This is a genomic window from Roseateles hydrophilus (assembly GCF_026712245.1).
Taxonomy (GTDB): domain Bacteria; phylum Pseudomonadota; class Gammaproteobacteria; order Burkholderiales; family Burkholderiaceae_C; genus Pelomonas; species Pelomonas hydrophilus.
In genome coordinates, this window is sequence record NZ_JAPPUY010000004.1 from 575,866 (window position 1) to 588,484 (window position 12,619).

General features: G+C 65.8%; 12 protein-coding genes. 2 read left to right on the forward strand and 10 right to left on the reverse strand.

Features of this window, described 5'->3' with window-relative positions:
• Positions 1–4: 4 nt before the first annotated feature.
• Together NYO99_RS17645 and NYO99_RS17650 are read left to right on the forward strand one after the other, a co-directional pair.
• On the forward strand, positions 5–1,369 hold the full coding sequence (locus tag NYO99_RS17645; protein ID WP_268168560.1) for an alkaline phosphatase family protein: 1,365 nt from the start codon (positions 5–7) through the stop codon (positions 1,367–1,369).
• Complete coding sequence (locus tag NYO99_RS17650) at positions 1,366–2,103, forward strand: glycosyltransferase family 2 protein (RefSeq protein ID WP_268168561.1); 738 nt, start codon at positions 1,366–1,368, stop codon at positions 2,101–2,103. Before NYO99_RS17645 ends, NYO99_RS17650 begins: the two co-directional genes overlap by 4 nt.
• On the opposite strand, the gene NYO99_RS17655 is transcribed toward NYO99_RS17650, so the two are convergent.
• Genes NYO99_RS17655 through NYO99_RS17700 form a run of 10 tightly spaced genes read right to left on the reverse strand, consistent with a single transcriptional unit; the run spans position 2,096 to position 12,608 of the window.
• Complete coding sequence (locus NYO99_RS17655; protein WP_268168562.1) at positions 2,096–3,979, reverse strand: polysaccharide biosynthesis protein; 1,884 nt, start codon at positions 3,977–3,979, stop codon at positions 2,096–2,098. The two genes, NYO99_RS17650 and NYO99_RS17655, sit on opposite strands and share 8 nt — an antisense overlap.
• Before the next feature lie 10 nt (positions 3,980–3,989).
• On the reverse strand, positions 3,990–4,574 hold the full coding sequence (locus NYO99_RS17660; protein ID WP_268168563.1) for a sugar transferase: 585 nt from the start codon (positions 4,572–4,574) through the stop codon (positions 3,990–3,992).
• A gap of 7 nt (positions 4,575–4,581) precedes the next feature.
• The gene (locus NYO99_RS17665) at positions 4,582–5,742 is read right to left on the reverse strand and encodes a DegT/DnrJ/EryC1/StrS family aminotransferase (protein WP_268168564.1); all 1,161 of its coding nucleotides are present in this window, start codon (positions 5,740–5,742) and stop codon (positions 4,582–4,584) included.
• A gap of 2 nt (positions 5,743–5,744) precedes the next feature.
• Positions 5,745–6,686, reverse strand: coding sequence for a GDP-L-fucose synthase (gene fcl / locus NYO99_RS17670; RefSeq protein WP_268168565.1), 942 nt, complete (start codon positions 6,684–6,686; stop codon positions 5,745–5,747).
• Positions 6,687–6,694: 8 nt separating this feature from the next.
• Positions 6,695–7,819, reverse strand: coding sequence for a GDP-mannose 4,6-dehydratase (gene gmd / locus NYO99_RS17675; protein WP_268168566.1), 1,125 nt, complete (start codon positions 7,817–7,819; stop codon positions 6,695–6,697).
• 56 nt (positions 7,820–7,875) lie between these two features.
• Complete coding sequence (locus tag NYO99_RS17680) at positions 7,876–8,550, reverse strand: methyltransferase domain-containing protein (RefSeq protein WP_268168568.1); 675 nt, start codon at positions 8,548–8,550, stop codon at positions 7,876–7,878.
• The gene (locus NYO99_RS17685; RefSeq protein WP_268168569.1) at positions 8,547–9,773 is read right to left on the reverse strand and encodes a glycosyltransferase family 4 protein; all 1,227 of its coding nucleotides are present in this window, start codon (positions 9,771–9,773) and stop codon (positions 8,547–8,549) included. Before NYO99_RS17685 ends, NYO99_RS17680 begins: the two co-directional genes overlap by 4 nt.
• The gene (locus NYO99_RS17690; RefSeq protein ID WP_268168570.1) at positions 9,770–10,846 is read right to left on the reverse strand and encodes a glycosyltransferase; all 1,077 of its coding nucleotides are present in this window, start codon (positions 10,844–10,846) and stop codon (positions 9,770–9,772) included. The genes NYO99_RS17685 and NYO99_RS17690 overlap by 4 nt, the downstream gene beginning before the upstream one ends.
• The gene (locus tag NYO99_RS17695) at positions 10,843–11,412 is read right to left on the reverse strand and encodes an LbetaH domain-containing protein (protein ID WP_268168571.1); all 570 of its coding nucleotides are present in this window, start codon (positions 11,410–11,412) and stop codon (positions 10,843–10,845) included. The genes NYO99_RS17690 and NYO99_RS17695 overlap by 4 nt, the downstream gene beginning before the upstream one ends.
• Positions 11,412–12,608: a lipopolysaccharide biosynthesis protein gene (locus NYO99_RS17700; protein ID WP_268168572.1), complete on the reverse strand. Its 1,197-nt coding sequence runs from the start codon at positions 12,606–12,608 to the stop codon at positions 11,412–11,414. Before NYO99_RS17700 ends, NYO99_RS17695 begins: the two co-directional genes overlap by 1 nt.
• Positions 12,609–12,619: the final 11 nt, after the last annotated feature.

Here is a 12,619-nt window from a genome sequence, read left to right on the forward strand (position 1 = left end):
CCGCATGCAACTTGCTACTCGGTTCGCGAGATCACCGGCGGCGCGGATTTCGGTGCTATTCCTTTTGCTGAACGCGCCGATCACATGGGCCACCCTCGACTGGGGCTTGTCTAGACCCTTGTTGAATCTCGACTACCTGCTGCCGATTTTTCTGGCCATATTCTCCGCAGTTGGCGCTTTGCTTCTATTCCTAGGGCTGTATCTCATCGATGTCGTCTCGTCGCTATCGATCGCATATCACTTCGACAGCCCCTCGAATTTCATCCGCTCGGCAAACGCCACGCCCGCAATCGTCAAGACGCTCACAACGGAACCGCGCCTCCTGTTTCTGACAGTGCCACCTGTGTTCTGGCTGCTGATCTTGAAGTGGCAACCCTCGATCAAAGCCTCTCTGCGCAACGCGCTGCGCGAAATCGTCCCGATGGCGGCGATTGTGGTTCTGCTTGTCATCGCAGACGTCAATGTCGGCGCCTCGATGCTAGACACTAACGACCAAACCAAGACGGGACCGAACATTGCCGGCAGCCCGTTGGCGTCGCAATCCAAGCGAGCCCTCACCTATGGATCGTCGCCTGCGCCCACGCCCACGCACGCCACAATCTTCGATGCTGATCGCGCGGCATTGTTCGCGCGCGATGGGGCGGTGATGCTGGTCGCCGTAGAGTCCATGGGGCTGCCGCTCTCCCCGCAAGCCCGGCAATGGCTTGACGCGATGGCCCGCTCAGCCCCACCCAACCAAGTAACGCAGCGACAGGTAGACTTCAAAGGATCCACCGTGGCGGCAGAGCTTCGCCATCTCTGCGCCACGGTCAGCTCAGTGCCGGACGACGTGGCGCCGGATCAATGCCTGCCTATGCTGGCTCGAGCCGCTCATCGACGCTCCTTTGCCGTCCATGGCAATTCGGGCAACACGTTCAATCGCAGCCAGTGGTGGCCTCGGCTGGGATTCGACCAGGTGTTCTTCAGAGAGAACCTGATCCCCAGGCATGCGGAGCTCTGCGACTTTGCTTATAAGGCCGTGTGCGATCGTGCCTTGATCGATTTCATGTTTCGTGAGCTCAAGTCCAATGACTTCGCATATGGCCTCACGGTATCGACACACCTGCCGATTCCAAGGCTGGATACAGACGCCACAGAAGATTTTTGCAATGGGATCCGCGTCAAGTCGACGCCGTGCCGGATCATCTGGCAGCACGGCCAGGTGCTCGCATACATTGCAGCAAAGGTCAGAGACTCTCGTGCGCCAATGGTTGCCTATGTCGTAGGCGACCATGCCCCCCCATTTCTGTCAACTGCAAACAGAGCAGCCTTCTCAGCCAAGCAGACCATCGGCTGGAAGATTGAGAACACGTCAGGCACGACCCCATGAAAATCAGCGTCATCACCGTCTGCTTCAACAGCGCCAAGACGATCAAGGACACCCTTGACTCTGTCCGCGATCAAACGCACCCAGATGTGGAACACATCGTGATCGACGGCAACTCGCGTGACGCGACGAAGTCCTTGATCGAGCAACACGGCTCGCACGTTGCCATCTTCAAGTCCGAGCCCGACAAAGGCATCTATGACGCCATGAACAAGGGCTTGGCGCTCGCGACGGGCGACATTGTTGGGTGTCTGAATGCGGACGACATGTTGGCATCGAAGGCGACCCTTGCCCATATCGCGGCGGCGATGGAGACTCAGTTCGATATGATCTACGGTGATCTGGTCTATGTTGACGCCGAAAGGACTGACAAAGTCGTCAGGCATTGGGATAGCGGCGAATTTTCGACATCTCGTTTGCGCCATGGCTGGATGCCGCCACACCCCACTTTCTATGTGCGCCGCAACCTGATTCAAGGCGAGAAGTATGATCTGCGATACCGCATTGCGGCAGATTACGACTTCATGCTGCGCTGTCTGAAAAAATCACCTACCCGTGTGCAATACCTCCCAGAAGTGTTGGTGCACATGCGCAATGGGGGGGCTAGCAATCGATCGCTTCAAGCAATGTTGCGCAAATCGCAAGAAGATCTGGATGTCATTCGGAGAAACTCAGCGGGCGGGGTCTTAACTCTCGCCGCAAAGAATCTTCGGAAAATCCCGCAATTCTTCAAGTGAATGCGTTCGCACTCCCGCCAGGGTATTCTTTCCCGAGCAGTTGCCGCAACTGACTGCGTAACTCTTGGTCCGACGGATTAGTCATCACCGCCACCTGACGAAGCCAATGTGCTGCATCCGCGTGGTCGGCGAAGTTGTTCAGCCTGGCAACCCGGAGTGCTTTGATCGGAGTTGCAACAGTGACGTCGCTGTCGGCCAGCAGTTCCTCATAGAGCTTCTCACCTGGCCTCAACCCGCGTACCTCGATCCCGATATCTGATGGGCTGCGCCCGGAGAGTCGAATCATGTCGCGTGCGAGATCGATGATCCGCACAGGCTCTCCCATGTCGAGAACCAGCACTTGACCGCTCTCTCCAATGACGGCTGCCTGCACGACCAGACGCGCAGCTTCCGGGATCGTCATGAAATACCGCGTCATCTCCGGGTGCGTCACGGTGACCGGGCCGCCCCTGGCAATCTGCCCCTTAAATTTCGGGATCACGCTGCCGCTGGAGCCCAGCACATTGCCGAAGCGCACGGCCATGAAGCGAGTCGCGTGCCCCTGTCCCGCCATGTGACTGATGACCAGCTCGGCAGCGCGCTTGGTAGCACCCATCACGTTGGTAGGGTTCACTGCCTTGTCAGTGCTGATCAAAACAAAACGCTCGGCGCCATGCTCAGCAGCTGCCTGGCAAGCGTTGTAAGTTCCCAGCGTGTTGTTCCTCAACGCCGCCCACGCGTTCTCCTCCTCCATCAGGGGCACATGCTTGTACGCCGCCGCATGGAACACGATCTGCGGCTTGTACTTGCCGAAGACGTAGCGCAGGTGCTCCAGGTCCTTCACATCGCCGATCAGCCGCACCAGCGGGATGTGCGGGAACTTCTCACTCAGTTCCTGCTCGATCGTGTACAGCGCGAACTCGCTGAGTTCGTACAGCACGATCTTTGACGGGCCATAACGAGCCACCTGCCTGCACAGCTCAGAGCCAATCGAGCCGCCCGCGCCTGTGATCAGCACCACCTTGCCGTTCAGGCATTCGCTGATGCCGCCTTCGTCCAGTTCCACCGGTTCACGACCGAGCAAGTCCTCGGGTTCGATGTCTCGCACTTGGTCGACATGGCGGCCAGCCAGCAGTTCCTGGCTGCTGGGCACCGTCAGCACGGGCAGGCCAGCCTGGCCCGCGAGATCCAGCGCACGGCGGCGCTGCGCCGCGGTGGCTGCTGGCATCGCGACGACGATGTGCGTGATGCCATGCAACTCCGCGAAGCGCGGCAGATCCTCCAGCGTGCCCAGCACCGGCACACCGGCCACGCGGGCGCCGCGTTTCTCAGGCGCGTCGTCGAGAAAGCCGACCACCACCCAGCCCTGGCTGTGCTGGATGCCGGCCACCAGCAACCGGCCTGCATCCCCTGCCCCCATCACCAGCGCACGCCGCTGCTCCTCGGCGCTGCCGCTGATGCGGCTGCGCATGTGCTCGTACAGCATGCGGTAGCCCATGCGCATCATGGCCAGCGCCATCAGCGTGAAGACCGGGTGCAGCGCCAGCACCGCGCGCGGCACCTTGGCCAACTGGGCCATCAGCACGGCGACAGACACGACCAGGCCGGCAGCTAGGCAGACAACGGCCAGCCGCTTGATCTCGCCAAAGCCGCTGAAGCGCCACATGCCCTTGGGCACCTTCAGCAGCTTCAACAGCACGGCGTAGACAGCGACGACGCCCAGCAGAACCCAGTGGTCGTAGTCGGGCCGTGCGCTGAACCAGCGCTCGAAGCCGAGGCGGAACAGGTAGGTGGCCTGCCAAGCGACGGCAACGGCCACCATGTCCAGCGCGAGCGCCAGCACTTCCCGGTGGGGGCGGATGCGCGTCAGCCAGGCATCCAGGGACAACCAGTTCATCGTCAGGCTTTCAGTTCTTCAACGCGCCCAGCGTCGCCAGGATCAGCCGCACATCGCCCATCAGGCTGGCACTGCGCACATAGTCGGCCGCCAGCCGCAGCTTGGTCGGCAACACGACCTCGACGTACTCGCGCTCTGGGTCGACGGCGTTTGCGAGCAGTTCACTCTCGTTACGAAAGCGCAGCGACGCAGGATCGGTGATGCCCGGCCGCACCGACAGCACCACCTCGCGCAGCTCAGCCGGGTACAGCGCCACGTAGCGGGGCACCTCGGGGCGCGGGCCGACGAGGCTCATCGCGCCGCGCAGCACGTCCCACAGTTGCGGCAGTTCGTCGAGCTTGGTGGCGCGCAGCAGACGGCCGGCGCGCGTGATGCGCGGGTCGGCGCCGACCGTGATCTGGGCGCCCTGCCCGACCTGCATGGTGCGGAACTTGTGGATGGTGAACGGCACGCCGAAGCGGCCGACGCGGGTCTGGCGGAACAGCGCCGGCCCCGGCGAGTCAAGCTTGACCCAGACCGCTGCAGCCAACAGCAGCGGCGCCAGCAGCAGCAAGCCCAGCCCCGCGCAGATCACGTCGAACAAGCGTTTGGCCAAGGTCGGGTCAAGCCAGCAACGCGCGCACGGCCGCAATGACACGCTCAACATCCGCATCGCTCATCGCCGTGTACAGCGGCAAGCTGACCGTGCGCTCGAACGCCTTCTGCGACTGCGGGAACTGCTCTGGTGTCAGGCCGTAGCGGTCACGCCAGTACGGGTGCAGGTGCAGCGGCACGTAATGCACGCTGCAGCCGATGCCGGCAGCAAACATGCCTTCGATGAAGGCATCACGCGTGATCGGTGCGTCGTCAGCCAGCCGCACGACGTACAGGTGCCAGGCGTGGGTATCACCCTCGGGCGCAACGGGTGGCAGGATCAGCGGCAGGTCAGCAAACGCGCCGTTGAAGCTCGCCGCAATCTGCTCGCGACGGGCCTGAAAGGCAGGCAGGCGCTTGAGCTGGTGCAGCCCCAATGCCGCCGCGATGTCGGTCAGGTTGTACTTGAAGCCCGGCGCGACGATCTCGTAATACCAGCTGGGCACCTTGGCCGTGAAGCGGTCGAACGCGTCGCGGCTCATGCCATGCAGGCGCATGATGCGCGCACGCTTGGCGATCTCCGGGTTGCGGGTGACCAGCATGCCACCCTCGCCCGTGGTCATCGTCTTGTTGGCGTAGAAGCTGAACACCGTGGCGTCGGTGCCCAGCGTGCCGATCAGCTCCTTTTCCAGCGTGGTCGGCAGCGCGTGCGCCGCGTCGTCAATGACGCGCAGGCCGTGCCGACGAGCGATGTCCAGCACCGCGATCATGTCCACCGCCAAGCCGGCATAGTGCACCGGCATGATGGCCTTCGTGCGTGGCGTGATCGCCGCCTCGATGGCCTTGACGTCGATGTTCAGCGTGGCGGGGTCGATGTCCACCAGCTTCACGTCGGCGCCAAGGTAGCGCACCACCTCGGCCGTGGCCGTGAAGGTGTGCGTCGTCGTGATGACCTCGTCGCCCGGGCCCAGGCCGATGGCCTCCAGCGCCAGATGCAGGCCGGCGGTCGCCGAGTTGACCGCGATGCATTCGATCTGTGGGTCGCCCAGGAACTCGGCGAAGGCCTGCTCGAAGCGTTTGGCCTTGGGGCCGGTCGTGATCCAGCCGGATTTCAGCGTGTCGACCACCTCGGCGATCTCGTCGTCGCCGATGTCGGGCAGGGCAAAGGGCAGAAAGGGTGATTGGCCCATGATCAACCGGACACGCGTCTATGGAAGTCAGCGTAGGCCAACGCAATCCCTTCACGCAAGTGCATCGTGGCCCGCCAACCCCGGCTCGCCAGCAAGCTGACATCCATCAGCTTGCGTGGCGTGCCATCGGGCTTGCTGGTGTCAAACACCAGCTGACCTTCAAAGCCCACCACCTCGCAGACCAAGGTGGCCAAGTCTCGGATGCTCACATCCTCACCCACCCCGACGTTGACCAGCACGTCTTCGGCGCCCGTTTCCATCAAGTAGACGCAGGCATCCGCCAGGTCGTCGACGTAGAGGAACTCGCGCAGCGGCGAGCCCGTGCCCCAGACCACCAGTTCCTTGTCGCCGCGCAGCTTGGCTTCGTGGGCCTTGCGGATCAGCGCGGGCAGTACATGGCTGTTGTTGAGGTCGTAGTTGTCGTTGGGGCCGTAGAGGTTGGTGGGCATCGCGCTGACGTACTGGCGCCCGTACTGGGCGTTGTAGGCCTCGCAGAGCTTGATGCCGGCGATCTTGGCGATGGCGTAGGGCTCGTTGGTGGGTTCCAGCGGGCCAGTCAGCAGGCTCTCTTCCTTCAATGGCTGCGGCGCGAGCTTGGGGTAGATGCAGCTGGAGCCCAGAAACATGAGCCGCTGAACGCCCGCAAGGTGCGCGCCGTGGATCAGGTTGGCCTCGATCATGAGGTTCTGATACAGGAACTCGGCGCGGAAGGTGTTGTTGGCGTGGATGCCGCCCACCTTGGCGGCAGCAATGAACAGGTAGTCGGGCTTGTTGGCCTGCAGCCAGGCGTGCACGGCACGCTGGTCCAGCAGGTCAAGCTCGCTGCGGCCGGCGGTCAGCACTTGCGTGTAGCCGCCGGACTGCAGGCGGCGCACCAGTGCCGAGCCGACCATGCCACGGTGGCCGGCCACGAAGATGCGTGCATCCTTGGGCAGTGTGCTCATGGCCGGGCTCACTCGTTGTAGTCGTAGGCTTGGAAGCCGGCGGCCTTGACGAGGCTGTCGCGGCGGGCGGAGGTGTAGTCGGCCTCCACCATTTCGGCCACGAGTTCTTTCAGCGTGGTCTTGGGCACCCAGCCAAGCTTTTCCTTGGCCTTGGTGGGGTCGCCCAGCAGGGTTTCCACTTCGGTGGGGCGGTAGTAGCGGGGGTCCACACGCACGATGACGTCGCCGACTTTGCACTTGGCCTTGTCGCCTTCGACCTTGATCACGCGGCCCACTTCCTGCTCGCCCTCGCCCTCAAAGGCGAGGGTGACGCCCAGCTCGGCCGCAGCGAACTCCACGAACTGGCGCACGCTGTATTGCACGCCGGTGGCGATGACGAAGTCTTCGGCTTGCTGTTGCTGCAGCATCAGCCATTGCATTTCGACGTAGTCCTTGGCGTGGCCCCAGTCGCGCAGTGCGCTCATGTTGCCCAGGTACAGGCAGTCTTGCAGGCCCAGCGCGATGCGAGCGATGGCGCGCGTGATCTTGCGGGTGACGAAGGTTTCGCCGCGCAGCGGGCTTTCGTGGTTGAACAGGATGCCGTTGCAGGCGTAGATGCCGTAGGCCTCACGGTAGTTGACCGTGATCCAGTAGGCGTACATCTTGGCCACGGCGTACGGGCTGCGCGGGTAGAAGGGGGTGGTTTCCTTCTGGGGGATTTCCTGCACCAGGCCGTACAGCTCGGAGGTGGAGGCCTGGTAGAAGCGGGTCTTCTTTTCCAGGCCCAGGATGCGGATGGCTTCCAGCAGGCGCAGGGTGCCGATGCCGTCGGCGTCAGCGGCGTACTCGGGCTGGTCGAAGCTCACGGCCACATGGCTCATGGCGCCCAGGTTGTAGATCTCGTCGGGCTGGGTTTCCTGGACGATGCGGATCAGGTTGGTAGAGTCGGTCAGGTCACCGTAGTGCAGCTTGAAGCGCTGGTTGTCCACGTGCGGGTCCTGATACAGGTGGTCCACGCGGTCGGTGTTGAACAGCGACGAACGGCGCTTGATGCCGTGCACCTCGTAGCCCTTGGACAGGAGCAATTCAGCGAGGTAGGCGCCGTCTTGGCCGGTGATGCCGGTGATAAGGGCTTTTTTCGAGGCTTGACTCAAAGTATGACTCCGCTGACTGTTCTGGTGGCAAACCCTGAATGATAGAGGTCCACCACCTACTTCTCGATCAGCACCAGCCGATGCGTCCTCAGCCACGGCAGCAGATTGAGCCAACCATAGGCAGCCGGCAGCGCCCGCGCCAGCGGTGGCGCCAGCGTCACGCGGCGGGCGGTGAAGCGGCCCTGCGGGAACAGCGCACGCACGCGCGCCAGCGGCACGCCGCGCACGTCCGGGTTGCGCGGGTTGTTGACGGTGAAGTCGTACCAGACGATGGCCCCGCCGGGCTTGAGCCAGCGCCACATCGCGTCGGCCACGCGCTGCTGCAACGCGTCGTCGAGGATGGACGAGAACACGGTGGACTGCAGCACCAGGTCCTGGCTGCCGGCCGCAACGTCGGCCGCCGCAGCATCGCCGGCCAGCAGGCGCACGCCCTCGGGCAGCGCAGCGCGTGCGGCGGCCAGGCGCTCGGGCAGCAGTTCGATGCCGGTTAGATGGGCGGGCCGCAGGCCCAGACGCAGCAGGTCCAGCAGGTTGCCGCCGGCGCCGCAGCCCACCTCGGTGGCGCGCCAATCCGCAGGCAAGCCAGGGCGCTGCGCCAGCAGCTTTAGCAGCGCACGCTGGCGCTCCTGCCACATCTGCCAGACCTCGGGGCGCAGCAGGCTGTAGCAGTCGCCCTCAACGTGTTGCGCGCGGCGCGCGTAGCGCTGGGCGATCTGGTCCAACTCGGTCATTGCAATGCCTCGATGAAGCGAGCAGCCAGTACCGGGTAGGCGTGGTGGGCCATCGCAAAGGCACGGCCGCGCTCGCCCATGGCGGCGTGTTCGCCGTGCGACAACACCGCCAACTTCAGCAAGCCGTCGGCGACGGCCTTGGGATCCTCGGGCGCCACGGTGAGCCCGGCACCGGCCTCGGCGACCGGGTCATTGCCCGCCTCCACCGAGTGCAGCACGGCGCGCCCGGCCATCAGGTAATCGATGAGCTTGTTGGGCGCGATGCCGAAGCGGTAGATGGGCGTGCGCTGCCAGCCGATGTAGGCGATGTCGAAGTGGCCCAGCAGCGTCGGGATCTGCGCCTTCGGAATCGGGGCGAACAAGCGTACGTTCGCTAGGCCCTCGGCGGTGACACGGGCGGCCAGCCGCTCGGCTTCGTGGCCGCTGCCGACAAGCACGAAGCTCAGCGGCGCATCCTTGAGTTTGGCCGCCGCATCCAGCAGCACGTCCAACGCGTTGGGCAGGCCCATGGAGCCGGCGTAGCCGACCACGACGCGGCCCGCAGCGCGCTCGGCGTCCAGGTGCGCCTGCAGCGTCACGCCCAGCGGCGCCGACGCGCCCTGCCATTCCTCGGGCGCAAAGCCATTGGGCACGATGTGCAGCTTGCGCAGATCCAGGCCCCGGGAGGCCATGTGCTCATGCACGCAGGGCAGCATGGAGACGACCACATCGGCGTCACGGTAGGCATCGGCCTCGGCCTTGCCGCACATCAGCGCGAACGGGTGGCGCGGCGACATGCCGGACAGCTCGATCAGCGACAGCGGCCACAGGTCGTGCACCTCGTAGACCAGCTTGGCTTTGGCGAGCCTGGCCAGCTTCTTGGCCACCCACACGTCCATCGGGTAGGTGCTGGACGCGATGACCACATCGGGCCGGAACTCGCGCGTCAACCGCCAGGCGTCGGCGCGCAGCTGGCGCAGGAAGGACAGGATGTTGCGCAGGCGGCCCACGCCGTTGCCGGCGTAGTGCGGCGTGGGCAGCCAGCGGTACCGGATGCCGTCGATGAACTCCTCCACCGGCTGGCCCGGCACCTCGGGCTGCACGGCGCGCACATGCGAGTACGACGCGGCGACGATGGTGACCTCGTGCCCCGCCCTCACCCACTCGCGGGCCAGGTAGTAAGGGCGGAACTCCATGCCGTGGCGCGGCGAGCCGGCGTAGTGGTTGACGAGCAGCAGCCTCATGCCGGGGTCAGCTCCTTCAGGCGGGTCAGAAAGCGCTGCACATGCGGCTCGAACAGGCCGTTCGCGGCGACCCAGTCGCGGTTGATGGGGCCGAGCCTGGCTGCGTCCAACGCGTCCATGCGCGCGGGCAGGTCCTCCAGTGCGCCGACGATGAGCCCGCGCGCGGAGTCACCGATCACCTCACGGTTGGCCGGCAGGTCCGACAGCAGCGGCACGCAGCCATGCGCCATCGCCTCCAGCACCGACACCGACACCGAGTCGCTCTCGGGCAGGCTCAGGAACCACGTCGACCGAGCGTAGTGGGCCGCCTGCGCCGCCGCGTCCAGCCGGCCCACGAACGTCACCTTGTCCGCCAGGCCGCGTGCCGACACGTCAGCCTCTAAGGCCTGCCGCAACGAGCCGTCGTTGGCCACCACGAGGCGGGCCTCGGGCTGCGCGGCGGCGATGCGCGCGAACGCGTCGATGACGAGCTGTGGCCGGTAGATCGACTCCAGGCCGCGGTTCGCGAAGCACAGCCAGGGCTGCTTCTTCGCGTTCTGCTTGGGCAGCGCTTCCAGACCGAACGGGAAGGTCATCACCTCACCCGCGCCCAGCTCGCGCATGCGCTCGGTCATGTAGAGCGAGTCTGACGTGGCAAGCGCGCAATGCCGCAGCACCTTCTTCGTCATCCAGCGCCAGGCGCCACCACGCTGCGGCGTGACGAGGATGTCGCTGCCCCAGGCCGAGCCGGCGATCTGCGCGCGCAGCCGCCAGCCGAGCTTGGCCGCCCAGGCCAGCGAGCCGTGCGAGGTCAGGTAGTGCGCATGCAGCCAGTCGGCATCCACGGCGGCCAGCCACTGGCCCATGCGCGGCAGCTGCTTGATCAGCGCGACATTGCCGCCACCATGGTCGGGCTCGGTGTTCAGCGCCAGCCGCTGCGCGTCGGGCAGCAGCTGCAGGAACTCGGGCAGAAAGCCACGCGACGAGATCGCATACAGCTGCACCCGTGGCTTCAGCGCACGGGCCCACTTCAGCAGATGCGGACTCTCGCCGTCGCCGATCAGCACCAGCTTCAGGCCACCACCGAGACTCACAGCATGCCCTTTCCAGCCCAGCCTTCGTAGGCAGCACGCAGCTCCGGGTACTTGGCCAGCAGCGCCGCATCGCGCTGGCGCGTGTCGCCTACTTGGCGGGCAGGCTGGCCGGCCATGATGGCGAAGTCCGGCGCCACACCGCGCAGCTGCGAATAGGCACACAGCATGGCGCCCTTGCCCAGCACGCTGCCGGGCTCGATGAGGCTGTGCGGGCCCACAAAGCTGTAAGCGCCCAGGCGCACTGCCGCCTTGACGTAGCCCGGCGGCTCGCCGCCAAGCGTCGCAAAGCGCCGGCCGTTGATGCGCAGCGCGTTGTGGGTGCTGTGGGTCACGATGGAACAGAAGTTGGTGATCTGCACGCCTTCCTCGATGAGGAGGCCGGCGCCGGCGTCGATGAAATTGAACTGGCCGATGAACACGTGGTCGCCCAGCGCCAGGCCCGCCTCGCCCTCGATGCAGGTGCTGGGCGCGATGCGCGAATGCGGCGCACCTGCCTCGCCGAAGAGCATGCGAAAGCCGATCAGCCGCACGAGGCGGCGCCGCAGGCGATTGAGGAAGACGCGCATCAGTCCCAGGTCCAGAGCGACCAGAAAAAGTAGCCGAAGTAGAGCAGCATCGCCGCCGACACGCCCCAACCGGCGCCGGCCAGGCCGCCCAGTTGCAGCCCGACAGCCAGCCCGCCGGTGAACATCACCTGCCCCACCAGCGCCAACTTCAGCGCCCAGGCCTGCGCGCTCCAGGCCATGGGCACGACGGACAGCGGCGATGCGATGAAGTGCAGCGCGATGTAGGGCGCCAGCGAACGCGCCAGCTCACCGGCACCGCGCCATTCCGGGCCGAAGACGGTGGCGAACAGCCACGGCCCGAAGGCCAGCAACACCCCCATCAACGGCAGCGCGATGGCAGCCAGCAGCAGCAGGTTGTGGCGCACCAGCCTGCGGGCTTCGGCCGGCGTCGCGGCCTGCGTGAGCCGCGGGTACAGCGCCTGCGACAGCGAACCGCCCACCAGCGACGCCGGCGCCTTCAGGTAGCGCAGCGCCAGCGCCCACGCGCCGGCCTCGGGCGCCCCCAGCCAGGCCGTCAACAGCGCGATGGCCAGCGTGTCCTGCAGCGCGCCGGCGAAGGCGTGCGGCGTGTTCAGCAGCGGGAAGTCGCGATGCTTGTGCGCCATCTCACGCAGCGGCTGGGGCCTCAGCAGGCCGCGCCAGCCACCGGCCGGCGCGGGCCGGGCTTGCAGCATCGCCGCCGCCGCCGCGGCCAGCGTGGCGCCGCCCACCAGGCCCCAGGTCCCGGCCTGCGCGAGACCAAAGGCCACCTGCCCCACGGCACCGCCGCCCCATTGCATGACACGTGCCCACGCCAGCGTGGCGTACTCGCCCGCTCGCGCCGCCCATTGCGCCAGCGCCTGGCTGGCCGCCAGCGCGAGCACGGCCAGCGGCAACGCGGCGGCGACCGACAGATCGGCCCAGAACATCCATGCGCCGCCGACGACGATGGCCGTCGCCGTCATCGCCAGCAGCACGCGCAGACACAGCGCCAGCAGCGCTGCAGCGCCCTTGTCGCCGGGCTCCAGCGCCAGCGCGAACTCATAGCGCGCGCAGCCCACGACGGCCAGGTTGCTGGCCACCGTCCACAGCAACGAGAACTGCCCGTACTCGGCCGGCGTGTACAGCCGCGCGATCCACGGCCCCAGCAGCAGCGGCAGGGCCTGGGCCAGCGCGCTGCCGGCAAGAAGGGTGAGAGTGGCGCGCGTCAGGCTCATAGAGGGCGCGA

Coding starts and splice junctions, on each gene's coding strand:
- fcl (WP_268168565.1), bottom strand. CDS start 6,686: ATGAGCACACTGCCCAAGGATGCACGCATCTTCGTGGCCGGCCACCGT.
- NYO99_RS17685 (WP_268168569.1), bottom strand. CDS start 9,773: ATGAGGCTGCTGCTCGTCAACCACTACGCCGGCTCGCCGCGCCACGGC.
- NYO99_RS17665 (WP_268168564.1), bottom strand. CDS start 5,742: ATGGGCCAATCACCCTTTCTGCCCTTTGCCCTGCCCGACATCGGCGAC.
- NYO99_RS17700 (WP_268168572.1), bottom strand. CDS start 12,608: ATGAGCCTGACGCGCGCCACTCTCACCCTTCTTGCCGGCAGCGCGCTG.
- NYO99_RS17650 (WP_268168561.1), top strand. CDS start 1,366: ATGAAAATCAGCGTCATCACCGTCTGCTTCAACAGCGCCAAGACGATC.
- NYO99_RS17655 (WP_268168562.1), bottom strand. CDS start 3,979: ATGAACTGGTTGTCCCTGGATGCCTGGCTGACGCGCATCCGCCCCCAC.
- NYO99_RS17680 (WP_268168568.1), bottom strand. CDS start 8,550: ATGACCGAGTTGGACCAGATCGCCCAGCGCTACGCGCGCCGCGCGCAA.
- NYO99_RS17645 (WP_268168560.1), top strand. CDS start 5: ATGCAACTTGCTACTCGGTTCGCGAGATCACCGGCGGCGCGGATTTCG.
- NYO99_RS17695 (WP_268168571.1), bottom strand. CDS start 11,412: ATGCGCGTCTTCCTCAATCGCCTGCGGCGCCGCCTCGTGCGGCTGATC.